Genomic DNA, 23,975 nt, shown 5'->3' with positions numbered 1-23,975 from the left:
TGCATGATACCAAGATATCTAGTTGATGTCGATTTGGACACGATCCCACATATACATACGGATGTCATTGTGATCGGCGCAGGAATTGCCGGGTTGTTCACTGCTTTGAGAGCCGGCGAGAGCAAGAAAGTACTCATGATCACAAAAAAATCACTGCTGGACAGCAATACCCGCTATGCACAGGGGGGCATCGCTGCTGTTATCTCCGATGAAGATTCTCCCGAGTATCACATGCAGGATACATTGGTTGCAGGCGCAGGCTTATGCTCGCGAGAAGCGGTGGATGTGCTAGTCCATGAAGGTCCCAATGGCGTACAGGACCTGATCCGAATGGGGACTCAGTTCGATCTGGAGAACGGAGAATTCGCTCTGACAAAAGAAGGCGCCCACAGTCAGCGCCGTATTTTGCATGCACACGGCGATGCGACCGGTGCGGAGATCGTCAGGGCCTTGTCGGAGCGCACGAAGCAGGATCCGAACATTGAAATCTGGGACGATCATTTCGTGATCGACCTGATTACGGAGGACGGCGAGTGCTACGGCGCCCTCGTGCAGAAGCCTGACGGTCAGCGGGTTTTCGTACGCGGTAACGCGACAGTCCTTTGCTCCGGGGGAGCAGGACAGCTGTTCCGCTACACGACTAACCCTGACATCGCCACGGGCGACGGCATTGCCATCGCGTATCGCGCCGGTGCGCACGTGCAGGATGTGGAATTCATACAATTCCACCCGACGGCCTTGTGCTACCCTGGCGCTCCGCGCTTTTTGATTTCGGAAGCGGTACGCGGCGAAGGAGCGATTCTCCGCAACATTAAGGGAGAACGCTTTATGGAGAAATACCATCCTCAGCTGGAGCTAGCCCCCCGCGATGTTGTGGCACGCGCTATTGTTGATGAGATGGAAAACACCAAATCTACCTTTGTCTACATTGATATTACCCATGAGTCAGAGGAATTGGTGAAGCACCGTTTTCCGACCATATATGAATACTGCCTGCAATACGGACTCGATTTGACCACCGACTGGATTCCGGTAGCGCCGGCTGCGCATTATATGATGGGAGGCGTTAAGACGGATTTGTACGGCGAGACTGCTGTGAAACGTCTTTTCGCATGTGGCGAAGTCTCCTCTACGGGTGTACATGGAGCCAATCGATTGGCGAGTAACTCTTTGTCTGAAGCGATTGTGTTTGGACGGAGAATCGTCGAACGGATTCAAGAGCTCCCGCCGCTCGAGAGAAGTCCGCAATTGGAAGTGGATGCGCTGCGGACGGAGAGTCCGAAGCAAGCTGTGGTGGAAAAGAGGCTGAAGCTGCAAAAGGTAATGCTGCGCTACGCGGGACTCAAGCGTTCCGCACAAGGATTGCAAAAAGGATACGAAGAGCTGACACGGCAGCTGCCGTTTTACGATACGATTATGACCAAGCGGGAAGAATATGAATTTGCCAATTTGCTGAATTGTGCGCTGCTTACGACGATGGCGGCAATTGCCCGGGAAGAAAGCCGCGGTGGGCACTATCGTGAAGATTTTCCACAGCGGGATGACGAGCACTGGCTGAAGCATATTGTATGTAAACGCGGGGAAGATCGGGTTGAGGAGTGGATCTAACATGCTGGATATGAATATAGAAATAATTTGCAAAAAAATTCGCCTATGGCTGGAAGAAGATATCGGCACCGGTGATGTCACGACGCTAACGACCATCCCTTTGGAGCATTCCTCCAAGGGGATTATCCACGTCAAAGAGGATGGCATCGTTTGCGGACTCGCTATTGCCAAAGCTGTATTCGCGGAAGTAGACCCTGCGCTTCGCTTTGAACCGAAAGCCGTAGAAGGAACGTCTGTAAAGAAAGGGACGGTAATTGCCGAGGTCGAAGGAAGCACAAGAAGCATTTTGCTCGGTGAACGTCTTAGTTTGAATTTAATGCAGCGCATGTCGGGAATTGCCACTCGCACAAGAGCTTTTGTGGATGCGTTGGAAGGTTTGCCAACAAGACTTGTTGATACCAGGAAGACAACACCAGGACATAGGCTGTTAGAAAAGTATGCCGTGCGTGTGGGCGGCGGTCACAACCATCGTTTCGGCTTATATGATGCTGTGATGATTAAGGATAATCATATCAAAGGCTCGGGCGGCATCCCTCAGGCCATCGAGGCGGCACGTCGAAATATTCCGCACACTATGAAAATTGAAGTGGAAGTCGAGAATTTTGACCAGCTTCAGCAAGCGTTAGAGGCAGGTGCTGATATTATCATGCTCGATAATATGGAGCCTCCAAAAATGAAGGAAGCGGTAATGATAATTAAAAACAAAGCACCGCATATTGTAGTAGAGGGATCGGGGTCCGTCACCCTCGAGACGATTAGAACAATGGCTGAAACCGGTGTCGATGTGATTTCCGTAGGACGTCTGACGTATTCGGTAGCAGCTTTGGATATCAGTTTGGATTTGAATGAACAAAAGGGGTCCGGCTTATGATTCTTGTTGTGGATGTTGGGAATACCAATATTGTGCTTGGTATTTATCAGAAGCGCAGCCTTCTGCATCATTGGAGAATCAGCACGAACCGTTCCGGCACAGTGGACGAATACGGGATGCTGCTGCATAGCTTGTTTCAGCATTCAGGCATTGGCTTCGCAGATGTGGAAGGGGTTATCATCTCATCCGTTGTTCCTCCGTTGGTGTCGGTGATCGAGCAGCTTTGCCTGAAATACCTGAAGCGAACGCCTTTTCTTGTAGGGCCGGGGATTAAGACAGGGCTGAACGTTCGTGTGGATAATCCGAAGGAAGTGGGGGCCGATCGTATTGTCAATGCAGTAGCAGCTCTTGAGCTGTATGGTGCGCCTTGTATTATCGTCGATTTTGGCACGGCAACGACTTACGATTACATCGACCCAGCGCAGCAGCTTGTCGGATGCGCAATCGCACCGGGAATTGGGATCTCCACGGAGGCATTGTATCAGAAGGCCGCCAAGCTTCCTCGTATTGAGCTTACGAAGCCTAAAAGCGTGGTAGGCCGCAATACGGTTGCAGCCATGCAGGCTGGGATCATTTATGGGTACGTTGGTCAGGTAGACGGAATCGTGGAGAGAGTGAAGCAGGAGTTTCAAGTTAGCCCTACAGTCATTGCTACGGGTGGATTAGCGGAGCTCATAGCTAGCGAATCAAGAACGATTCAGATCGTCAATCCATTACTGACCTTACAGGGACTTCAAATTATTTATGAAAAAAATGCCTAAGACCGGAAGTAGAGAGGGTTTACGATGAGCGACTATTTGATACGCGGGACTGCGCTGAATGGCAAAGTCCGAGCATTTGCGGTACAAACGACTGGCATCACGGAGGAATTGCGTCGACGCCACCAAACAACGCCTACTACAACCGCTGCTCTTGGCAGGACTGCCGCTGCAGGACTCTTGATGGGGGCGATGCTCAAGAATGAAGAGCGCTTGACCATTCAAGTTAAAGGTGGAGGGCCTATCGGTCAGATCGTGGTAGATGCTAACGCCAAGGGACATGTACGCGGGTATGTCGATCATCCCGATGTGGATTTGCCCCTTAATGCGGTGGGTAAGCTGGATGTTGCTGGAGCTGTCGGAACGGATGGATTTTTATACATAACCAAAGATTTAGGCTTGAAGGAGCCTTACAAGGGCAGTGTCCCCATTGTGTCGGGAGAGCTTGCGGAGGATTTCACCTACTACTTTGCCAAGTCGGAGCAAACCCCATCTGTGGTGGCTTTGGGCGTCTTGGTCGATAGAGATTATACTGTCAAAGTGTCCGGGGGCTTCGTGATTCAGCTGCTTCCGGGAGTGACCGATGATGAAATCAGCGAAATTGAGCAGGTGTTATCGGGGCTTTCCTCTGTCACTACGATGCTGGATGCGGGCATGACGTTAGAGGACATTTTGCGTAAAGTGCTTCCTTCCATTCAAATTATGGACCGAAGCCTAGTGGAGTTCCGATGCACTTGCAGCAGGGAACGTGTGGAGACGACGCTGATCAGTTTAGGTAAAGATGAACTTCGGGATATTCTTGAAGAAGAAGGCTCCGCAGAAGTGGTCTGCCATTTTTGCAACGAGAAGTACCAGTATGGTGAGGAAGATTTGCAAAGAATGCTAGAGCAGTAGACGGTTCAAGTGAATTTATGAATTTAACATGAAGAGGGAATCAGGATGCGGGACGTAAAGCGATTATGGGGAGTCATCGGCCTGATGGCCGTATGTATTCTTGTGCTCACTTCCTTGTTGATCGCCCGTTCCAGGAACGAACCAGAACCAAGTCATCCAACTGAACAGCCGCAGCATATTGAGACAGATACCGAGCGGGCAGTAGCTAGAATTGGGAGTCGCACAATTACGATCGGAGAGCTTCGAACAGCGTTAGAGCATCAGTATGGTGCGGAGCTGCTAGGGCAAATGCTCGACCGGGAAGCAGTACGGCTAGAGGGAATTGAAGCGGGAATCCAGGTAGACAACGCGGAGATCGAACGTGAATTGAAACGGATGCAGCAAGGATACGAGAGTGAAGCTGATTTTTATAAATCAATGAAAGAACAACTGGGCATGACTCAGGAGGACCTTCGTGCGGACGTCGCTAATAAGCTTTTATTAGAAAAAATAGCAACCAAGAATGTTAAAGTATCGGATGAAGAGGTCGACAATTATATCAAAACGCATCCGGAGGAATTCAGGCAGGAAGTAGATCTGAACATTCTGCAGATCATTGTTTCGACTAAGGACCAGGCCAATAAAGTATTGGCTGAGCTGGCCAAAGGAACAAGCTTCGCTATCCTCGCAAGAGACCGATCGATTGATGATGCGACGAATAACAGCGGCGGGGAACTGGGCTGGGTGGAGGACGATGATCCCTTTGTCCCGGCTCCCATTCTAGAAGCTGCTAAATCATTAAAGCCCGGCGAGACCAGTCAACCGGTTCGAGTTGATAATGGCTATGCCGTTGTCCGGCTTAAAGACCGGAAGGAAGCGTCGAGTCCTGATTTTGCCTTTGTGCGGGAAAATGTCCGTATGGAATTAGCGCTGCAAGAAGCGCCGTCTCTGAATGAACTTGTTGATAAGCTGCGCAGCAAGTGGGGAGCGAATATTTTAGATACCCAGTTTCAGTGAGCGCCTGTGCAAAATCCGGTTGACAACCTATAGGACCATTGATAAGATGAAAGTATTAATACCGACTAGTTAACTCGGAAATCATATTTACTCATTCGGGAGGGAACACTTCACATGGCAAAATTAGTGCAAAGCATTACTCAATTAATCGGGGATACGCCGCTTGTTCGTCTGAACCGCGTAGTTCCGGAAGGCAGTGCGGAGATTTATCTGAAACTTGAGTATCAGAATCCGGGAGCGAGCGTAAAAGACCGTATCGCTATTAGCATGGTTGAAGTAGCAGAGCAAGAAGGCAAGCTGAAGCCGGGTGACACGATCGTCGAGCCAACTAGCGGTAACACAGGAATCGGATTAGCTATGGTAGCGGCGGCTAAAGGATACAAAGCGATCTTTGTTATGCCGGAGACTATGAGCTTGGAAAGACGAAATCTGCTTCGCGCATACGGTGCTCAACTCGTGCTGACTCCGGGTCCGGAAGGAATGAAAGGCGCTATTCGCCGCGCAGAAGAGTTGGTAGCTGAGAATCCTACCTACTTTATGCCGCAGCAATTCGAGAATCAAGCGAATGTGAAAATTCACCGTGAGACAACAGGTCCTGAAATTGTGGAAGCGATCAAAGGACATGACGGTAAACTGGATGCATTCGTTGCCGGTATCGGTACGGGTGGAACGATCACTGGTGCGGGCGGTGTTTTGAAAGAAAATTTCCCGGGAATTAAAGTTTATGCCATTGAGCCATCGGCATCACCTGTTCTCTCTGGCGGCAAACCAGGACCTCACAAAATCCAAGGTCTCGGAGCCGGCTTTATTCCAGGTATTTTGAATACTTCCGTCTATGACGAAGTGATTCAAGTTGATAATGAAGATGCATTTGAAACATCCCGCCGTGTTGCGAAAGAAGAAGGAATTCTGGGCGGTATTTCATCAGGAGCGGCCATTTTTGCAGCTTTAAAAGTAGCTAAAGAGCTTGGTGCAGGCAAGCGTGTTGTCGCTGTAGTCCCAAGTAACGGCGAACGTTACCTAAGCACACCGTTGTACCAGTTCGAAGATTAATCATAGCCATAGCCTTAAGCCTCCGGCGCGTCAGCCGGGGGCTTTTGTTTTGTCCATGGTTAGAGTATACTAGTGGACAACTATTCATCCAGACATTGAACTTATACCAGTAACACCATGCAACTATACGAATAAGGAGGGGCGGCATTGATCATCACGAGTAGGGAACAATGGCATAGCTGGTCTGCGGAATATTCGATGCTCCCCTATGTTATCAAGCTGGGCCTAGCGGAAGATCGGATTGCTTCATGGCAACGGGCATGGCAGCAGGCTTCGCCGCATTCCTTTGTGCTAGAGAGCGGTAAGGGGGGAAGATATACGTTTGTAGGACTTCGCCCTATTTCTGAGATTAAGGGGACCGGGATGCACGCCGAAATCTCCTCTAGCTCTGGCGTGGTTCACATGGAAGGGAATCCTTTGAATACAGTCAAAGCTTGGATGTCCCCTTATCGAGCACCGAAGGTCCATGGGGCACCCAAGTTTCTGGGCGGGTGTGTCGGCTTCTGGGGATACGATGTGGTCCGCACGATTGAGAAGCTTCCTGTTATCGCTAAACGTGATCTACCGATCCCCGATTACAGCTTCGCCATGTACGACCGGATTTGGATCATCGATCATGTTGAGAAAGCATTATACATCGCTGTACATACACCGTTGGCAGATGACACAATACCTGATGCGGTGCAATTGGAGAATCTCTATCAGGGAGCTCATCGAATAGCGGAGACGATGCTGCAGCAGTGGAACGATATTCGCTCGTCTAATTGGAAGACGGATACGGCTGACATCTTAAACGGTGAACAATCCATCTCTCGATCAGAACTTCACATTGATCTCGACTCCATCGAAGGTGTCCATAAAGCATTTGACAAAGACGATTATATGCGAGCCGTCGAGCGCGTGCAGGAATATATTCGGCAGGGCGATGTATTCCAGGTCAATCTCTCTGTTCGACAAAGCCGCCCGCTAGATACTACGCCGGAACAAATCTACGAATCCCTGCGGCTGGTCAACCCTTCCCCCTATATGGGGCTGCTGCGATTTTCTGATTTTGCGCTGGTGTCCTGTTCGCCTGAACTGCTTGTTCAGCTTGAGGATGGTATTCTTCGAACAAGGCCCATCGCAGGAACGCGTCCAAGAGGGATGGATGAACAGGATGACCTTCGACTCGCAGGCGAGTTGATCCATAATGAAAAAGAACGGGCCGAGCATGTGATGCTTGTCGACCTGGAACGTAACGATATAGGGCGCATTTCCAGATACGGTTCGGTTCGAGTCAAAGATTTCATGGCCATCGAATACTATTCCCACGTCATGCATATTGTCTCTGAGGTGACGGGTGAGATCGCAGAAGGCAAAGATGCATATGACGTGATTGCTGCCGCATTTCCTGGCGGAACGATTACGGGAGCTCCCAAAATCCGAACCATGGAAATCATTGAAGAATTAGAGCCTGTAAGGCGCGGCCCATACACAGGATCCATGGGGTGGATTGACTATAACGGCAATATGGAATTTAATATTACTATACGTACACTTGCCGTAGCGGAGGGGATGGGACATATTCAAGTAGGTGCCGGGATTGTCATTGATTCGGTTCCGGAGCGTGAATATATCGAATCCCTGAACAAAGCTAAGGCGTTATGGAAAGCCATCGAACACAGCGAGCGAAGCATGAGCCGAGCTTAGATGAGGATTGGCCGGGAAACGGCTGACGAAAGGGGAGCTTAGTATGATTTTAGTTATTGACAATTATGATTCATTTACGTACAATCTGGTTCAATATTTGGGCGAAATTGGAGAAGAGGTCGTTGTGAAGCGCAATGACGAAATTGACTTGGAAGGCGTAGCTGCGCTTGCGCCTGATCATATATTAATTTCCCCTGGCCCTTGTACGCCGAATGAAGCGGGAATCAGCTTAGCGTTGATTGATCGTTTCAAGGGGAAATCCCGATTTTCGGCGTATGCTTGGGACACCAATCCATTGGACAAGCCTTCGGCGGAGACGTCATTCGCGCTGAACGCTTGATGCATGGCAAGACATCGCAGATTTTTCACGACGGCCAATCTGTTTTTGAAGGACTGCCGTCCCCATTTACAGCGACTCGCTATCATTCACTAATCGTGAAGACCGAAACCTTGCCGGATTGTCTGGAGATAAGCGCACGTACGGCGGAAGGCGAGATTATGGGTCTTCGTCATAAGGAGTACCCGATTGAAGGGGTTCAGTTCCACCCGGAGTCCATTATTACGGACCATGGTCACCAAATGCTCCGCAATTTCATCCGACGCACAGCCCGGACAGGAGCATAGTTCGAATGATTATTAGCATGAATGGTACACTGGTTGATGAGCAGCAAGCCGTGGTCTCGGTTTATGATCACGGCTTTCTTTACGGTCTCGGCTTGTTTGAAACGTTTCGTACCTACTCCACTAAGCCGTTTCTCTTACAGCAGCATCTGGAGAGGCTATCTGCATCGTGCCGGGAGTTGAGTATTCAGTATGCTCCCCAGGAAGATAGAATTAGAGAACTCATCCAGCAGCTGCTTACGGTTAATGAACTGCAAGATGCGTACATACGTCTAACAGTATCGGCGGGCAAAGACATACTTGGTTTGCCGTCCGGGGATTACGTGCAGCCTACCGAAATTATGTACATCAAACCGCTGCCGCCCAAGGATGAGAAGGCTTATCAAATAGGCAAAGCGCTGCAGCTTCTGAAGCTGTCCCGCAACACTCCGGAGGGAATCTATCGTTTCAAGTCCCTGCATTATATGAATAATATACTTGCCAAACGGGAACTACAGAACTATAGCTGGGCCCAAGGAGCGGAAGGGCTTTTCTTGACCGATGAGGGCTACCTAGCCGAAGGGATTGTTAGTAATCTTTTTTTTGTAAAAAATTCCGTCTGCTATACGCCATCACTCGACACGGGGATCCTGCCGGGGATCACAAGGGCCTTCGTGCTGAAGGTGTTGCAGCATATTCAGGTGCCGGCCGAAGAAGGATTGTATACATGGGAAGACCTTGTACAGGCAGATGAAGTTTTCATCGTGAACTCAATACAAGAGATCACCCCCATTAGCACCCTATATACCCCAACCGGCACCAGTTTACATGTTGGGCAGGCACGAACAGGACCATTGGCCAATCGCCTTATATCGGAGTATCGAAGACATACGGGAAGTGAGACTGGATGAATCCATTGAGATGTAAAAATAGAGAGCTTCCCCTAGGAGAACGCACCACCATCATGGGGATTTTGAATGTAACCCCCGACTCCTTTTCTGACGGAGGCTCCTATCTTTCTATAGAAAAAGCGCTAGAACAAGCCAAGCTTATGGCAGCTGAGGGTGCTGATATCCTTGATATTGGCGGCGAATCCACCAGACCGGGGTTTGCAGCGGTACCACTAGAGGAAGAGTTGAATCGTGTTATTCCAATTATTCAAGCTCTAAAAAAGGAGCTATCGCTTCCTATCTCCATAGATACCTATAAATCTGAAGTAGCCAGACAAGCCTTGGAAGCGGGAGCACACATCATCAATGACGTATGGGGCGGGCTTGCTGATCCGCAAATGGTGAAAGTCGCAGCCGAGTACGACTGCCCGTTCATCATCACACATAATCGTAAGAACATGGAATACAACGACTTTTTAGCTGATGTCTTGGATGATTTGGGAACTAGTGTTCGCTATGCGCTGCAAGCAGGCGTAAGGGAGGAACGCATCATTCTCGATCCCGGTATCGGCTTTGCGAAAACCTACGAACAGAACCTTTGGCTCATGAATCGTTTAGAAGCAATTGTCGCCATGGGGTACCCTGTGCTGTTGGGCACATCCCGCAAAAGCATGATTCAAAAAACACTGAATCTTCCTCCGCAAGATGTTGTGGAAGGTACAGCAGCGACGGTCACGCTGGGTATCTCCAAAGGCTGCCATATAGTGCGGGTGCATGATGTCCAGGCCATGAAGCGGGTTGCAGTCATGACGGATGCCATGGTGCGCACCTAATAGAAGGAGGCATAGATAATGGATAAAATCACGTTGTCCGGCATGCAATTTTTCGGCAATCATGGCGTGTTCCCCGAGGAGAACAAGCTGGGCCAACGTTTCAATGTGGACGTGGAACTCATGCTTCCCCTTAATCAGGCGGGGCGTACCGATGAACTTGAACATACGATTAATTACGCGGAAGTTTTTTATATTGTCAAAGAAATTGTGGAGGGCCGCACCTACAAACTCATTGAAGCTTTGTCGGAAAATATTGCATCTGAGCTCCTGCAAACTTATACTAATATCATTGAAGTGACGGTTCGTGTCATCAAGCCGCATCCGCCATTTCCCGTGCTCTTTAACGGAGTAACGGTAGAAATCAACCGAAAGCGGGCTACAGAATGACAGAGGCTACACCCAACCAAGCGGTAACTGCTTACCTTGCATTAGGATCTAATATAGAAGATCGAGAAGCTTACTTGCTTCAGGCTATTGACAGGTTGCATGGCCACCCGCACATCACCGTAACTGCAATTTCCGGTATTTACGAAACAGAGCCGGTCGGTTATGTCGATCAATCCGCTTTTCTTAACATGGTGATAGAAATCACCACCGATTTACCTGCACAAGAATTGCTTACCGTCATGCTAGCTATTGAGCAGCAGCTTGGGCGGACCCGCGATATACGCTGGGGACCGAGAACCATCGATCTCGATATGCTCATGTATGGGGAAGAGCAGATTATGACCCCCGACCTGATTATTCCGCACCCGCGGATGCAGGAGCGGGCTTTTGTGTTAGTTCCTCTTTCGGAGGTTCTAAGCGGGCGAAAGCAGGCGGCATTTGAACACATCAACGCGCAGCTTATGAAACTGGATGGAAAGGAAGGCATTACATTATGGAAAAAAGCACAGTAGCTCAGCGTATTCGCGCATTTCGTAAACTAAAAGGCTACACGCAAAATGAACTTGCCGACATGCTCGGCGTTTCTATAGCAATACTGGGGGCTATCGAGCGGGGAACCCGCAAGCCCGATCACAAAATCATTCACAATATATCGCAAGTGCTCAACATTGAACCGGATGAGCTGGTTGCGGCTGTTGGCAGGTAGAGAGGAGAGGACCATTCAGTGCTCAAAATAGGAAATGTAGAAGCGCCTAATAAAGTCGTGCTTGCGCCTATGGCAGGCGTCTGTAATCCGGCATTCCGTCTCATTGCCAAAGAATTTGGAACCGGATTGGTATGTGCGGAGATGGTAAGTGATAAAGCAATCGTACACGGCAACTCGCGCACCTTAGAGATGCTATACGTAGACGATCGAGAGAAGCCGCTTAGCCTTCAAATTTTTGGCGGTGATACAGAAACGCTTGTAGAAGCTGCCAAAGTCGTTGATCAGCAGACGAATGCCGATATCATCGACATTAATATGGGTTGTCCTGTACCGAAGATCACCAAGTGTGATGCCGGCGCGCGGTGGCTGCTCCAACCGGATAAAATCGAAGAGATGATTGCGACTGTCGTGGCTGCTGTAAGCAAACCGGTTACGGTCAAAATGCGAATCGGCTGGGACTCCGAACATATTTACGCCTTAGAGAACGCAAAAGCTGTGGAACGAGGCGGCGGAAGTGCCGTGAGCGTACATGGGCGTACCCGCGAGCAAATGTACACAGGCAAAGCGGACTGGGATATCATTCGTCAAGTGAAGGAAGCTGTATCGATTCCAGTCATCGGCAACGGCGACGTAGTTACTCCCGAGGATGCTAAACGGATGCTTGATCAAACCGGCGTGGACGGTGTCATGATCGGAAGAGGAGCGCTAGGCAATCCTTGGATGCTGTACCGGACCGTACAATATTTAACGAACGGCGAACTTCCGCCTGATCCGATGCCTGAAGAGAAAATTCGCATTGCCATCCTTCACTTGGATCGTCTTGCCGCATTAAAAGGCGAGCATGTAGCCGTTAAAGAAATGCGCAAGCATATGGCATGGTACCTCAAAGGTATGACTGGCGCGGCGCGTGTCAAAGATGTCATCATGGAAACGACCAAACGTGATGAAATGGTGCGTATTTTGCATGATTATGTCGACGGCTTGAACGGCCAAACAACAGGCTCCGCAGATCAAGAATCCGCTGTCATTCATTAAAACTATGCAGGATTGGCTTTGATTGACATTTTGAAACGGTTGCAATATAATCAGTCAATATTAATGTTTATCCCGCATGAATGTATGGACTGACAGCCTTGTGTAACTGGAGTGTGTCATCTTGAGGCACGAAGCTAATATATTATCTTATAGTGAATTCATACTACTTGAATCGGCTCTTTTTAATGATCTAACTCCTAGCAGGAAGCATTGATTCAACGATATGAAAATCTTTCACACGACGGGAGATCAGTTGGGAATGAGTGAAAAAGAAGTCATTCTTACACAAGAAGGCTTGAAAAAGCTGGAGGAAGAGCTTGAGCATCTGAAATCGGTGAAACGTCGCGAGGTTGCTGAGAGAATCAAAGTAGCGATCGGCTATGGTGATATCAGCGAGAACTCTGAATATGAAGACGCGAAGAACGAACAAGCCTTCATTGAAGGACGTATCATTACCTTAGAAAAAATGCTGCGCAATGCGCGAATTATTAATAACGACGATGTAGATACCAATACGGTGAGCGTTGGGTCCATCGTAACCTTAAAGGATCTCGAGTTTGGAGATTTGGTTGAATATATTATCGTAGGTACAGCGGAGTCTGATCCGTTCCAGAATAAGATTTCCAATGAAAGTCCCGTAGGCAAAGCCATCTTAGGCAAGCAAAAGGGCGCGACAGTAGACGTGAACGTACCTGCAGGTATTATCCAGTATCAAATTGTCGATATCAAAAAGTAATGTGCAGCGCGTCTCTTTGGAAAGCTTCCTTCCGGAAGCTTTTTTCCGGTTTAACCGGGTATAAGCTGCTAGAGAGCGAACTGACATATTCTAAACAATAGGAGATGAAGGCATGAGTCAGGATCTAGAACTCAACGAACTGCTCGTTATTCGACGGAACAAATTGGACGAGCTGCGTGCATTAGGCATCGACCCGTTCGGAAGCAAATATGTAAGAACCCACACAGCTCAAGAAATCGTGGAAGCCTACAACGATAAGACCAAGGAAGAATTGGAAGCGGGACAGCATGAGGTTAGTATTGCAGGGCGCATTATGCAAAAACGGGGCATGGGCAAAGCCAGCTTTGCTCACCTTCAGGACATCTCCGGCAAAATCCAGATTTATGTGCGTGAGGACTCGATCGATGAAGCCAAATACAAAGCCTTCGATATTCTCGATATCGGGGATATGGTCGGTGTTAGCGGCGTCGTTTTCAAAACGAAAACAGGAGAAACCTCCATTAAAGTGAAGTCCCTGGAAGTTCTGACGAAATCCCTATTGCCTCTTCCGGAGAAATTTCATGGACTTAAAGATGTTGAAATGCGCTACCGCCAACGCTACGTAGATTTAATTACGAACCAGGACGTTCAACAAACGTTTATTTTACGCTCCAAAATTATTCAATCCATGCGCCGCTATCTAGATTCCCGCGGTTATTTAGAAGTTGAGACACCTACCCTGCATGCCATTGCCGGCGGTGCCTCAGCGCGTCCTTTTATTACACACCATAATGCTCTGGACATGCAGCTTTATATGCGTATTGCGATCGAGCTTCATTTGAAGCGCCTAATTGTCGGAGGACTTGAAAAAGTCTATGAAATTGGCAGGGTTTACCGCAATGAAGGAATTTCGACAAGACATAACCCAGAATTCACTATGATCGAGCTCTATGAGGCTTACGCTGATTACAAAGATATTATGCAGCTGACAGAAGAGATGGTAGCACATATTGCGCAAGAAGTGCTTGGTTCCACAACTGTAAAATATGGCGATCACGAAGTGAATCTGGCTGTTGGTTGGAGACGTGTTTCGATGGTTGATGCTATTAAAGAAGTAAAAGGCGTCGATTTCAGCGTGCACATGTCAGATGAAGAAGCCCATCGACTGGCTAAAGAACACAAAGTTCCAGTTGAGCCGCATATGACGTTTGGACACATTGTTAATCAGTTCTTCGAAACCTTTGTGGAAGAAACGCTGATTCAACCTACATTTATTTATGGGCATCCATTGGAAATCTCTCCTCTAGCGAAAAAGAATCCGGAAGATCCACGCTTTACGGATCGTTTTGAGTTATTTATTGTTGCTCGTGAGCATGCCAATGCATTTACCGAACTTAATGATCCCATAGATCAAAGAGAGCGTTTTGAAGCACAGCTCCGCGAAAAAGAGCAGGGCAACGACGAAGCGCACGAGATGGATGACGACTTTATCCGAGCTTTGGAGTACGGTATGCCTCCTACAGGAGGACTTGGCATCGGTATCGATCGCTTAGTCATGCTGCTTACCAATGCGCCTTCGATTCGTGACGTACTGTTATTCCCATTAATGCGCGAACGCCAAGGGGAGTAAAATGGCTTCATATCGGGGTGCCAATGGTGCCTCGATATTTTTTTAAATAAAACTTGCATTGTTTATGGCGAATGTGGTATCTTAATAAACGTCGCCGCTGAGAAGCGACAGCAACTTACAAGAAACAAAGAAGTTGCAAAGCGATGGAGAACATGATATATTGGTTATCGGCTGTCGGAAGACAGCGAATGATGACGAAAGAAATTGTTCTTTGAAAACTGAACAACGAGTGAAGAAAGCAAGTCGTGTAAACGACTTTAAACAAAGAGATTATACAATCTCGTCAGCTTTAACATTGAGCTATTCAGCTTAACAATAGGTTTACCTTATTGGAGAGTTTGATCCTGGCTCAGGACGAACGCTGGCGGCGTGCCTAATACATGCAAGTCGAGCGGGCTTGTCCCTTCGGGGACAAGCTAGCGGCGGACGGGTGAGTAACACGTAGGCAACCTGCCTGTAAGACCGGGATAACTATCGGAAACGATAGCTAAGACCGGATAGCTGGTTTCTCTGCATGGAGAGATCATGAAACACGGTGCAAGCTGTGGCTTACAGATGGGCCTGCGGCGCATTAGCTAGTTGGTGAGGTAACGGCTCACCAAGGCGACGATGCGTAGCCGACCTGAGAGGGTGAACGGCCACACTGGGACTGAGACACGGCCCAGACTCCTACGGGAGGCAGCAGTAGGGAATCTTCCGCAATGGACGAAAGTCTGACGGAGCAACGCCGCGTGAGTGATGAAGGTTTTCGGATCGTAAAGCTCTGTTGCCCTAGACGAACAGCAGGGGGAGTAACTGCCCTTTGTGTGACGGTATAGGAGAAGAAAGCCCCGGCTAACTACGTGCCAGCAGCCGCGGTAATACGTAGGGGGCAAGCGTTGTCCGGAATTATTGGGCGTAAAGCGCGCGCAGGCGGCTATTTAAGTTTGGTGTTTAAGCCCGGGGCTCAACCCCGGTTCGCATCGAAAACTGGATGGCTTGAGTGTAGGAGAGGAAAGTGGAATTCCACGTGTAGCGGTGAAATGCGTAGAGATGTGGAGGAACACCAGTGGCGAAGGCGACTTTCTGGCCTATAACTGACGCTGAGGCGCGAAAGCGTGGGGAGCAAACAGGATTAGATACCCTGGTAGTCCACGCCGTAAACGATGCATGCTAGGTGTCGGGGATTCGATTCCTCGGTGCCGAAGTAAACACAGTAAGCATGCCGCCTGGGGAGTACGCTCGCAAGAGTGAAACTCAAAGGAATTGACGGGGACCCGCACAAGCAGTGGAGTATGTGGTTTAATTCGAAGCAACGCGAAGAACCTTACCAGGTCTTGACATCCCTCTGACCGCTCTAGAGATAGGGCTTCCCTTCGGGGCAGAGGAGACAGGTGGTGCATGGTTGTCGTCAGCTCGTGTCGTGAGATGTTGGGTTAAGTCCCGCAACGAGCGCAACCCTTGATCTTAGTTGCCAGCACTTCGGGTGGGCACTCTAAGATGACTGCCGGTGACAAACCGGAGGAAGGTGGGGATGACGTCAAATCATCATGCCCCTTATGACCTGGGCTACACACGTACTACAATGGTCGTTACAACGGGAAGCGAAGGAGCGATCTGGAGCCAATCCTAAAAAGGCGATCTCAGTTCGGATTGCAGGCTGCAACTCGCCTGCATGAAGTCGGAATTGCTAGTAATCGCGGATCAGCATGCCGCGGTGAATACGTTCCCGGGTCTTGTACACACCGCCCGTCACACCACGAGAGTTTACAACACCCGAAGTCGGTGAGGTAACCGCAAGGAGCCAGCCGCCGAAGGTGGGGTAGATGATTGGGGTGAAGTCGTAACAAGGTAGCCGTATCGGAAGGTGCGGCTGGATCACCTCCTTTCTATGGAGACTCGGTTCTGCAACGAACCAGTCAAGTGCGTAAAGCACAAACAGCTTCTTCACTCGTGTTCAGTTTTGAAAGGTCAATCCTTTCGGCAGTTTGAAAGAACTGCAATCGTTTGGTGATGATGGCGGAGGGGACCCACGCGTTCCCATCTCGAACACGACCGTTAAGCCCTCCAGCGTCAATGGTACTTGAACCGAAGGGTTCTGGGAGAGTAGAACGTTGCCAAGCGAAGCCCATAGCAAGCTTTCGGAGAAAGCTTCGAAAGCTTGTAGGTGGGTTTTTATTTTGGGTAATTACCCGTATAGATATGGGCCCTTAGCTCAGCTGGTTAGAGCGCACCCCTGATAAGGGTGAGGTCGGTGGTTCGAGTCCACTAGGGCCCACCATATGATTTTTTTATAATAGCATGGGGCCATAGCTCAGCTGGGAGAGCGCCTGCCTTGCAAGCAGGAGGTCAGCGGTTCGATCCCGCTTGGCTCCACCAATAAAAAAAGTCGATAAAATTCGACTTGAAATGACGAAGTGGTTTGTGATAAGATAACTTTCGCCGCTGAAAAGTGGTAAAGAACTTGAATCACAAAGCATGGAATCTCAATACTTGTTCCTTGAAAACTAGATAACGAAACAGTTGCAATCTCTCTAGGCGCAGCTTAGATAAATTGTCAACAGACGTAAAGCGTGAAACTTAGAAATCCTTTTCGTTGACTGTGTTACAGCAGTTAATGAAAGTTATTTTTAGCTGGTTAAGCTAGAAAGAGCACACGGAGGATGCCTAGGCGCTAGGAGCCGAAGAAGGACGTGGCGAACGACGAAATGCCTCGGGGAGCCGTAAGCAGGCTTTGAGCCGGGGATGTCCGAATGGGGGAACCCAGCTGTGGTAATGCGCAGTTACTATGCAGTGAATACATAGCTGCATGAGAGGCATACCCAGGGAACTGAAACATCTAAGTACCTGGAGGAAAAGAAAACAAAATGTGATTCCGTCAGTAGCGGCGAGCGAACGCGGATTAGCCCAAACCAAGGAGCTTGCTCCTTGGGGTTGTAGGACCTCAACGTGGCAAAAGTTTGTTAGGTGAAGTAGTCTGGAAAGGCTCGGCAAAGAGGGTAAAAGCCCCGTAACCAAAAACAAACGTATGCCTAGAGGGATCCTGAGTACGGCGGGACACGTGAAACCCCGTCGGAATCCGGCAGGACCATCTGCCAAGGCTAAATACTACCTAGCGACCGATAGTGAAGCAGTACCGTGAGGGAAAGGTGAAAAGCACCGCGGAAGCGGAGTGAAAAAGAACCTGAAACCGTGTGCTTACAAGAAGTCAGAGCCCTCTTTATGGGTGATGGCGTGCCTTTTGTAGAATGAACCGGCGAGTTACGTTCCCGTGCGAGGTTAAGTCGAAGAGACGGAGCCGCAGCGAAAGCGAGTCTGAATAGGGCGCTTTAGTACGTGGACGTAGACCCGAAACCGTGTGATCTACCCCTGTCCAGGGTGAAGGTGAGGTAACACTCACTGGAGGCCCGAACCCACGAATGTTGAAAAATTCGGGGATGAGGTGGGGGTAGCGGAGAAATTCCAATCGAACTCGGAGATAGCTGGTTCTCCCCGAAATAGCTTTAGGGCTAGCCTCGGAATCAAGAGTTGTGGAGGTAAAGCACTGATTGGGTGCGGGGCCCGCCAAGGGTTACCAAGTCCAGTCAAACTCTGAATGCCACAAACTCATATCCGGGAGTCAGACAGTGAGTGCTAAGATCCATTGTCAAAAGGGAAACAGCCCAGACCATCAGCTAAGGTCCCCAAGTGTGTGTTAAGTGGGAAAGGATGTGGAGTTGCACAGACAACCAGGATGTTGGCTTAGAAGCAGCCACCATTGAAAGAGTGCGTAATAGCTCACTGGTCGAGTGACTCTGCGCCGAAAATGTAACGGGGCTAAACACGCCACCGAAGCTATGGCATGTACGTAAGTACTTGGGTAGGGGAGCGTTGTATGTACGTTGAAGTCTGACCGTAAGGACAGGTGGAGCGCATACAAGTGAGAATGCCGGTATAAGTAACGAAAAGATCAGTGAGAATCTGATCCGCCGAAAGCCTAAGGGTTCCTGAGGAAGGTTCGTCCGCTCAGGGTCAGTCGGGACCTAAGGCGAGGCCGAAAGGCGTAGTCGATGGACAACAGGTTGATATTCCTGTACCACCGTAGCCGTTATGAGCAATGGAGTGACGCAGAAGGATAGTGACGCGAGCTGATGGATGCTCGTCCAAGCAGTGAGGCTGGTGTGTAGGCAAATCCGCACACCGTTAAGGCTGGGCTGTGATGGGGAGGGAAACTTATAGTACCGAAGGTCATGATTTCACACTGCCAAGAAAAGCTTCTAGCCAGGCGAAGGTGCCCGTACCGCAAACCGACACAGGTGGGCGAGAAGAGAATTCTAAGGCGCGCGGAAGAACTCTCGTTAAGGAACTCGGCAAAATGACCCCGTAACTTCGGGAGAAGGGGTGCCTCGGTAGGGTGAATAGCCCGAGGGGGCCGCAGTGAAAAGGCCCAAGCGACTGTTTAGCAAAAACACAGGTCTGTGCGAAGCCGCAAGGCGAAGTATACGGGCTGACGCCTGCCCGGTGCTGGAAGGTTAAGGGGAGCGGTTAGGGGTTTACCCCGAAGCTGTGAACCGAAGCCCCAGTAAACGGCGGCCGTAACTATAACGGTCCTAAGGTAGCGAAATTCCTTGTCAGGTAAATTCTGACCCGCACGAATGGCGTAACGACTTGGGCGCTGTCTCAACGAGAGATCCGGTGAAATTTTAATACCTGTGAAGATGCAGGTTACCCGCGACAAGACGGAAAGACCCCATGGAGCTTTACTGCAGCTTGATATTGGACTTTGGTACGATCTGTACAGGATAGGTGGGAGCCGTTGAAGCCTGAGCGCCAGCTTGGATGGAGGCGCCGTTGGGATACCACCCTGATCGTATCGGAGTTCTAACCTGGTACCGTAATCCGGTGCGGGGACAGTGTCAGGTGGGCAGTTTGACTGGGGCGGTCGCCTCCTAAAAAGTAACGGAGGCGTCTAAAGGTTCCCTCAGAATGGTTGGAAATCATTCGAAGAGTGCAAAGGCATAAGGGAGCTTGACTGCGAGACAAACAGGTCGAGCAGGGACGAAAGTCGGGCTTAGTGATCCGGTGGTACCGAATGGAAGGGCCATCGCTCAACGGATAAAAGCTACCCTGGGGATAACAGGCTTATCTCCCCCAAGAGTCCACATCGACGGGGAGGTTTGGCACCTCGATGTCGGCTCATCGCATCCTGGGGCTGAAGTAGGTCCCAAGGGTTGGGCTGTTCGCCCATTAAAGCGGTACGCGAGCTGGGTTCAGAACGTCGTGAGACAGTTCGGTCCCTATCTGTCGCGGGCGTAGGAAATTTGAGAGGAGCTGTCCTTAGTACGAGAGGACCGGGATGGACGTACCGCTGGTGTACCAGTTGTCTCGCCAGAGGCATAGCTGGGTAGCTATGTACGGAAGGGATAAGCGCTGAAAGCATCTAAGCGTGAAGCCCACCTCAAGATGAGATTTCCCAATTCGTAAGACCCCTTGTAGACGACGAGGTTGATAGGTTCGAGGTGGAAGTGCAGCAATGTATGGAGCTGACGAATACTAATCGGTCGAGGGCTTAACCTAAGAACTTTCCGAAGGAAAGCTAGCTTCGGAAGCATTAAGAAATACTCACACTTTACGTAAGTTTCGTATCTAGTTTTCAGGGCGCAAGTTCCTGGGATATACATCTTGGAGAGATACCCAAGTGGCTATAAGGGGACCCTCTGCTAAGGGGTTAGACTGCGTAAGCGGTGCGAGGGTTCGAATCCCTCTCTCTCCGCCAGTTTCAAACAGTATATCTTTATGTATGGCGGCGTAGCTCAGCTGGCTAGAGCGTACGGTTCATACCCGTAAGGTCGGGGGTTCGAGCCCCTCCGCCGCTACCATACAGAACCCATTTGGAGGCTTAGCTCAGCTGGGAGAGCATCTGCCTTACAAGCAGAGGGTCGGCGGTTCGATCCCGTCAGCCTCCATAGCTTTACTCGATGGAGTAAAGTGACGTAATATGGTTTTTAATTTTCATATATGCCGTTGTAGCTCAACTGGTAGAGCAACTGACTTGTAATCAGTAGGTTGGGGGTTCAAGTCCTCTCGACGGCACCATCCATAAATATATGACACGGAGCCGTGGTGTAGAGGCCTAACATGCCTGCCTGTCACGCAGGAGACCGCGGGTTCGAATCCCGTCGGCTCCGCCATTTATTTTTTGGAGAAGTTGCAGAATACATACGGCTCGGTAGCTCAGTCGGTAGAGCAGAGGACTGAAAATCCTCGTGTCGGCGGTTCGATTCCGTCCCGAGCCATTTGAGATGTATGCGTATTATGAAGCTAATATTACGCAAAGATCTCTTCTGTGGAGGCTTAGTGAAGTGGCTAAACACGGCAGACTGTAAATCTGCTCTCTTCGAGTTCGGTGGTTCGAATCCATCAGCCTCCACCATTAATATAAGAGCCATTAGCTCAGTTGGTAGAGCACCTGACTTTTAATCAGGGTGTCGTAGGTTCGAGTCCTACATGGCTCACTTTTGATAAAAGTGATAAAGACCTAGAGCGGTCTTTTTTTTATGTATTTTAATCATGTGAGGTTTCCAGAACACCAAAAAACCAAAACTCATGGACTATCCCAGAACAGTGATACTGGAGATGATGGTCTTGGTTTTGGTTTTATTTTTTTGCAGGGAAGAAGAGAACTGCGCCATGATTTGAGAGGGTGAACGATCGAATGACCCTATGTTTACCAACGTTATGGCTACAATTTGTCTTTCACGGATTGCAGCTTCTGCTCCATAGTTGCATGCTTATCGCGTCGATCATCAATTTTAATTGAAGTAGATACGCGTTGTGCACCGTGTAGAAAGGGGACCTCGTGGACAAGTCGAATGACTTCGAAAAGTCGCTCCAAAGGACCTTCCAGTATGGTTCCCATGGGGGTCATTTCGAACTGGATGTCGGTGTGTTTTTCAAGCTCCTTATGAAGATCTGCAACGTAGCTGCTTAAACTTGTAGTTCCAGTTCCAATGGGAATAATCGTGAACTCAGCGATGGCCATGCTTAGCCCTCCTTATCGTGTACATCAGGTGATTCTTCTCATTGTAATGGGTGTAAACCTGCTGTGCAAATGTATGAATCCGCAGAATGATGCTTAGGTAAAGAGTGAGGTGCTCAAGCACACGGTACATGGACTCACGATCAGATGTCCTGCAAGGTGGCCAGCTCCATGATATATTCAGCTGTTCTTGCTGCAAGCGCCATAACCGTATTCGTAGGATTGCCCCCACTAGAGGTTACGAAGATACTGGCATCGCAGATGAACAAGTTAGGTATGTCATGGCTCTGACCAAAGGAATTGACAACGGATGTATGTGAATTGCTGCCCATCCTGCATCCGCCCATGAGATGTGCGGTATCCGGTACTACATACTCGACCTGTCCGCCTGCGGCAGTGAGGATGGAGCTCATCGTGTCGACGGCATGTTCGATTAGCTTTCGATCATTGTCGCTATAGCTAAATGTAACCTTGGATCTAGGTATACCTAGCTCGTCTTTTTCGTCGGATAGACTTATGGAATTGTCCCAGCTCGGGAGAACCTCGCCAACCATCGTCAGGCGACCGTAATGATTGTAATTTTTCATAGCGTCACGCAGCGTCTCCCCCCAAAGCATACCGCTTACCGAATTGCTAATTCCATTCGCCATACTAACCGGTCTGGCACCATGAGCGTGGATCGTATAGCCGCGGGCGAAGCCTCTATTTTTATCGGTCTCATAGAGATCTTGCGTAGAAGCAAGGACCGGTGTCCCCTTATACAACCGTACTTCCTCTTCAAACTTCGCGTAGACATCATAGCTGCTGTGAGTCATAAAGCCACGACCTACCCAACCACTGCTGTTACTGAGCCCGTTGGGAAACTGGGCATTCGCAGAATGAAGCAGCAGACGGGGAGTTTCAACAACATATGCTGATACAATCACAACTTTGGCGCGCTGTCGGTACGATTGGCCACCGTGCATAAAGATAACACCGGATGCTTTACCCTCAGCATTGGTCTCAATTTGGGTGACCCTACAATCGGATAGTAGAATTGCTCCGGCATGGATCGCTTTTGGTATATGTACAATTAGAGTACTAAACTTTGCATTAGGCATACAGCCCTGGTTGCAAAAGCCGCGGTTGATACATGGAGGGCGTCCCTCAAAGGGAGCAGATAAAATAGCCAGAGGAGTTACCACTGACTGATACCCTAGCATCTCGCAGCCCTTTTGAAATAAATATGCATTGGGGCTAAGCGGTTCTCTCTCCGGGTAGGGATACGGCCCATGAAAGTTTCCCCATGGAAAATAGCGAGGTCCCGAGACTGCGATTTCTTTTTCAATTTTATGATAGTAGGGTTCAAGGTCTTTATAGTGAATGGGCCAATCCTCACCGACGCCGTCAATCGACTTGGTCTTGAAATCGGACTCGTGGAAACGGAGAAATACGCCGGTAAAGTGCTGGGTCCCGCCGCCCACACCCCAACCCGAGTTATTGTGACCCATGGTTAGTGGGTTAGAGCCGTCGACAAGGCGGGTATCCTGCCAGCCTAGGGATTTCATGGCCAGTTCATCACTGGCAAAATCTTTTTGAGGATCGCGATGGGGGCCTGCCTCAAGGATGACGACACTCATCCCTGCTTCGCTGAGCTCTTTGGCCAAAACTCCCCCAGCAGCCCCAGCTCCAATAATGACAATATCTACTTCATCTTGCTCATAGCGCCATTTCATTGCTCTTTCACAGCCTCCCATGGATCCGTTTGTCCCAAATGAGTTCGAATATAGCCGCGTGGATAAGCAGGCCCCCCATAGCCGATTTCAGACCATACTTGGGGATGAGAATAATAAGCCTCTATGGTTAGGGAGAGAAGCTTTTGAAACAATTCTTTTTGAGGGATACCTTGCCATTGCTCGCTTTGAGCGAGCTGGCCGCTGCTAATTTCGGACATAAGCTGCCGTTTTCGGCTCTCATCTAAATGGAAGAACGATTTTGAATCTGCGAGTTGAGAAGCTTCATCGATCGCCTTAAGGCCCTCTCTTAATAATATGCTTGCAACTGGAGTACCTGGTTTACGTTGGCCTTCACCCTTATGGCTCGAGAGGCTCTCATCAATGTGACAAAGCACATACTGAATGATTTCTCCACGATCGTCATCGACAAGCAGCGCACACCATGCACGGAGGATTTCCGCTTCAGTCAAAGTAAGAAACCTGTACTCATGCTCGCGAATGAGTCTGGATTGCACAATGGATTGTGTATGCGGATCCCAATGTTCGATCTCGTTCATAACGTTATAGGACGGATAGTGCGTATTTACTTTCATGCCAT

At 49.4% G+C, this 23,975-nt stretch carries 18 protein-coding genes, 10 tRNA genes, 3 rRNA genes and 1 pseudogene; 29 read left to right on the top strand and 3 right to left on the bottom strand.

Going from position 1 to position 23,975, the window contains the following annotated elements:
- Nucleotides 1-3: 3 nt before the first annotated feature.
- The 29 genes and pseudogenes from nadB (at nt 4) to L0M14_RS26565 (ending at nt 21,138) form a co-directional block, all read left to right on the top strand.
- On the top strand, nt 4-1,608 hold the full coding sequence (nadB, locus tag L0M14_RS26705; RefSeq protein WP_235119443.1) for an L-aspartate oxidase: 1,605 nt from the start codon (nt 4-6) through the stop codon (nt 1,606-1,608).
- Nucleotide 1,609: 1 nt separating this feature from the next.
- Complete coding sequence (gene nadC / locus L0M14_RS26700; RefSeq protein ID WP_235119442.1) at nt 1,610-2,479, top strand: carboxylating nicotinate-nucleotide diphosphorylase; 870 nt, start codon at nt 1,610-1,612, stop codon at nt 2,477-2,479.
- Nucleotides 2,476-3,240 (top strand): type III pantothenate kinase, encoded by a 765-nt coding sequence (locus tag L0M14_RS26695; RefSeq protein ID WP_235119441.1) that lies wholly within the window; start codon nt 2,476-2,478, stop codon nt 3,238-3,240. Before nadC ends, L0M14_RS26695 begins: the two co-directional genes overlap by 4 nt.
- Before the next feature lie 24 nt (nt 3,241-3,264).
- Nucleotides 3,265-4,131: an Hsp33 family molecular chaperone HslO gene (gene hslO / locus L0M14_RS26690; protein WP_235119440.1), complete on the top strand. Its 867-nt coding sequence runs from the start codon at nt 3,265-3,267 to the stop codon at nt 4,129-4,131.
- Nucleotides 4,132-4,176: 45 nt separating this feature from the next.
- Entirely contained in the window at nt 4,177-5,127 is a 951-nt protein-coding gene (locus L0M14_RS26685; protein WP_235119439.1) for a peptidyl-prolyl cis-trans isomerase, read from the top strand.
- Nucleotides 5,128-5,241: 114 nt separating this feature from the next.
- Entirely contained in the window at nt 5,242-6,180 is a 939-nt protein-coding gene (gene cysK, locus L0M14_RS26680) for a cysteine synthase A (RefSeq protein ID WP_235119438.1), read from the top strand.
- 147 nt (nt 6,181-6,327) lie between these two features.
- Nucleotides 6,328-7,869 (top strand): anthranilate synthase component I family protein, encoded by a 1,542-nt coding sequence (locus L0M14_RS26675; protein ID WP_235119437.1) that lies wholly within the window; start codon nt 6,328-6,330, stop codon nt 7,867-7,869.
- Nucleotides 7,870-7,912: 43 nt separating this feature from the next.
- Nucleotides 7,913-8,493, top strand: a pseudogene (gene pabA, locus L0M14_RS26670) (aminodeoxychorismate/anthranilate synthase component II).
- Nucleotides 8,494-8,498: 5 nt separating this feature from the next.
- Nucleotides 8,499-9,380 (top strand): aminodeoxychorismate lyase, encoded by an 882-nt coding sequence (gene pabC, locus L0M14_RS26665; RefSeq protein WP_235119436.1) that lies wholly within the window; start codon nt 8,499-8,501, stop codon nt 9,378-9,380.
- Complete coding sequence (gene folP / locus L0M14_RS26660; protein ID WP_235119435.1) at nt 9,377-10,192, top strand: dihydropteroate synthase; 816 nt, start codon at nt 9,377-9,379, stop codon at nt 10,190-10,192. The genes pabC and folP overlap by 4 nt, the downstream gene beginning before the upstream one ends.
- Before the next feature lie 18 nt (nt 10,193-10,210).
- On the top strand, nt 10,211-10,579 hold the full coding sequence (gene folB / locus L0M14_RS26655; protein WP_235119434.1) for a dihydroneopterin aldolase: 369 nt from the start codon (nt 10,211-10,213) through the stop codon (nt 10,577-10,579).
- Nucleotides 10,576-11,091, top strand: coding sequence for a 2-amino-4-hydroxy-6-hydroxymethyldihydropteridine diphosphokinase (folK, locus tag L0M14_RS26650; protein ID WP_235119433.1), 516 nt, complete (start codon nt 10,576-10,578; stop codon nt 11,089-11,091). Before folB ends, folK begins: the two co-directional genes overlap by 4 nt.
- A complete protein-coding gene (locus L0M14_RS26645) occupies nt 11,073-11,285 on the top strand; it encodes a helix-turn-helix domain-containing protein (protein ID WP_235119432.1) in 213 nt (70 codons plus the stop codon). Before folK ends, L0M14_RS26645 begins: the two co-directional genes overlap by 19 nt.
- Nucleotides 11,286-11,303: 18 nt before the next feature.
- On the top strand, nt 11,304-12,320 hold the full coding sequence (gene dusB / locus L0M14_RS26640) for a tRNA dihydrouridine synthase DusB (RefSeq protein ID WP_235119431.1): 1,017 nt from the start codon (nt 11,304-11,306) through the stop codon (nt 12,318-12,320).
- A 259-nt stretch (nt 12,321-12,579) separates the two neighbouring features.
- Nucleotides 12,580-13,056 carry a transcription elongation factor GreA gene (gene greA, locus L0M14_RS26635; protein ID WP_235119430.1) on the top strand — a complete coding sequence of 159 codons (477 nt, stop codon included), beginning with the start codon at nt 12,580-12,582 and terminating at the stop codon, nt 13,054-13,056.
- A gap of 112 nt (nt 13,057-13,168) precedes the next feature.
- Nucleotides 13,169-14,665, top strand: coding sequence for a lysine--tRNA ligase (gene lysS, locus L0M14_RS26630; protein WP_235119429.1), 1,497 nt, complete (start codon nt 13,169-13,171; stop codon nt 14,663-14,665).
- 326 nt (nt 14,666-14,991) lie between these two features.
- Nucleotides 14,992-16,533, top strand: a 16S ribosomal RNA gene (locus tag L0M14_RS26625).
- A 117-nt stretch (nt 16,534-16,650) separates the two neighbouring features.
- Nucleotides 16,651-16,767 (top strand): 5S ribosomal RNA (rrf, locus tag L0M14_RS26620).
- A gap of 81 nt (nt 16,768-16,848) precedes the next feature.
- Nucleotides 16,849-16,925, top strand: a tRNA-Ile gene (locus L0M14_RS26615).
- A gap of 22 nt (nt 16,926-16,947) precedes the next feature.
- A tRNA-Ala gene (locus tag L0M14_RS26610) sits at nt 16,948-17,023 on the top strand.
- 257 nt (nt 17,024-17,280) lie between these two features.
- Nucleotides 17,281-20,200, top strand: a 23S ribosomal RNA gene (locus L0M14_RS26605).
- The 16S, 23S and 5S rRNA genes sit together here with 10 tRNA genes alongside, the layout of an rRNA operon.
- Before the next feature lie 107 nt (nt 20,201-20,307).
- Nucleotides 20,308-20,399, top strand: a tRNA-Ser gene (locus L0M14_RS26600).
- 26 nt (nt 20,400-20,425) lie between these two features.
- Nucleotides 20,426-20,502: transfer RNA gene (locus tag L0M14_RS26595), tRNA-Met, on the top strand.
- Between the two features lie 14 nt (nt 20,503-20,516).
- Nucleotides 20,517-20,589 (top strand) — tRNA-Val (locus L0M14_RS26590).
- A gap of 54 nt (nt 20,590-20,643) precedes the next feature.
- Nucleotides 20,644-20,719 (top strand) — tRNA-Thr (locus L0M14_RS26585).
- An 18-nt stretch (nt 20,720-20,737) separates the two neighbouring features.
- Nucleotides 20,738-20,814, top strand: a tRNA-Asp gene (locus L0M14_RS26580).
- A 32-nt stretch (nt 20,815-20,846) separates the two neighbouring features.
- Nucleotides 20,847-20,919: transfer RNA gene (locus tag L0M14_RS26575), tRNA-Phe, on the top strand.
- Nucleotides 20,920-20,971: 52 nt separating this feature from the next.
- Nucleotides 20,972-21,056 (top strand) — tRNA-Tyr (locus L0M14_RS26570).
- 9 nt (nt 21,057-21,065) lie between these two features.
- A tRNA-Lys gene (locus L0M14_RS26565) sits at nt 21,066-21,138 on the top strand.
- Nucleotides 21,139-21,365: 227 nt separating this feature from the next.
- On the opposite strand, the gene L0M14_RS26560 is transcribed toward L0M14_RS26565, so the two are convergent.
- The 3 genes from L0M14_RS26560 to L0M14_RS26550 all read right to left on the bottom strand — a co-directional run bounded on the left by L0M14_RS26560 (nt 21,366) and on the right by L0M14_RS26550 (nt 23,970).
- On the bottom strand, nt 21,366-21,665 hold the full coding sequence (locus L0M14_RS26560) for an MTH1187 family thiamine-binding protein (RefSeq protein ID WP_235119428.1): 300 nt from the start codon (nt 21,663-21,665) through the stop codon (nt 21,366-21,368).
- Nucleotides 21,666-21,805: 140 nt separating this feature from the next.
- Complete coding sequence (locus L0M14_RS26555) at nt 21,806-23,377, bottom strand: GMC family oxidoreductase (RefSeq protein WP_235119427.1); 1,572 nt, start codon at nt 23,375-23,377, stop codon at nt 21,806-21,808.
- Entirely contained in the window at nt 23,374-23,970 is a 597-nt protein-coding gene (locus L0M14_RS26550; protein ID WP_235119426.1) for a gluconate 2-dehydrogenase subunit 3 family protein, read from the bottom strand. The genes L0M14_RS26555 and L0M14_RS26550 overlap by 4 nt, the downstream gene beginning before the upstream one ends.
- Between the last annotated feature and the right edge of the window lie 5 nt (nt 23,971-23,975).

It is taken from the genome of Paenibacillus hexagrammi (genome assembly GCF_021513275.1).
Taxonomy (GTDB): domain Bacteria; phylum Bacillota; class Bacilli; order Paenibacillales; family NBRC-103111; genus Paenibacillus_E; species Paenibacillus_E hexagrammi.
This window is presented reverse-complemented; position numbering and strand designations above follow the sequence as displayed.

Bases quoted from the DNA above. Each gene is read 5' to 3' on its own strand.
- nadB (WP_235119443.1), top strand. From the start codon at position 4: ATGATACCAAGATATCTAGTTGATGTCGATTTGGACACGATCCCACAT.
- L0M14_RS26560 (WP_235119428.1), bottom strand. From the start codon at position 21,665: ATGGCCATCGCTGAGTTCACGATTATTCCCATTGGAACTGGAACTACA.
- folP (WP_235119435.1), top strand. From the start codon at position 9,377: ATGAATCCATTGAGATGTAAAAATAGAGAGCTTCCCCTAGGAGAACGC.
- L0M14_RS26555 (WP_235119427.1), bottom strand. From the start codon at position 23,377: ATGAAATGGCGCTATGAGCAAGATGAAGTAGATATTGTCATTATTGGA.
- nadC (WP_235119442.1), top strand. From the start codon at position 1,610: ATGCTGGATATGAATATAGAAATAATTTGCAAAAAAATTCGCCTATGG.
- pabC (WP_235119436.1), top strand. From the start codon at position 8,499: ATGATTATTAGCATGAATGGTACACTGGTTGATGAGCAGCAAGCCGTG.
- L0M14_RS26550 (WP_235119426.1), bottom strand. From the start codon at position 23,970: ATGAAAGTAAATACGCACTATCCGTCCTATAACGTTATGAACGAGATC.
- greA (WP_235119430.1), top strand. From the start codon at position 12,580: ATGAGTGAAAAAGAAGTCATTCTTACACAAGAAGGCTTGAAAAAGCTG.
- hslO (WP_235119440.1), top strand. From the start codon at position 3,265: ATGAGCGACTATTTGATACGCGGGACTGCGCTGAATGGCAAAGTCCGA.
- cysK (WP_235119438.1), top strand. From the start codon at position 5,242: ATGGCAAAATTAGTGCAAAGCATTACTCAATTAATCGGGGATACGCCG.
- lysS (WP_235119429.1), top strand. From the start codon at position 13,169: ATGAGTCAGGATCTAGAACTCAACGAACTGCTCGTTATTCGACGGAAC.
- L0M14_RS26685 (WP_235119439.1), top strand. From the start codon at position 4,177: ATGCGGGACGTAAAGCGATTATGGGGAGTCATCGGCCTGATGGCCGTA.
- L0M14_RS26645 (WP_235119432.1), top strand. From the start codon at position 11,073: ATGGAAAAAAGCACAGTAGCTCAGCGTATTCGCGCATTTCGTAAACTA.
- folB (WP_235119434.1), top strand. From the start codon at position 10,211: ATGGATAAAATCACGTTGTCCGGCATGCAATTTTTCGGCAATCATGGC.
- L0M14_RS26695 (WP_235119441.1), top strand. From the start codon at position 2,476: ATGATTCTTGTTGTGGATGTTGGGAATACCAATATTGTGCTTGGTATT.
- folK (WP_235119433.1), top strand. From the start codon at position 10,576: ATGACAGAGGCTACACCCAACCAAGCGGTAACTGCTTACCTTGCATTA.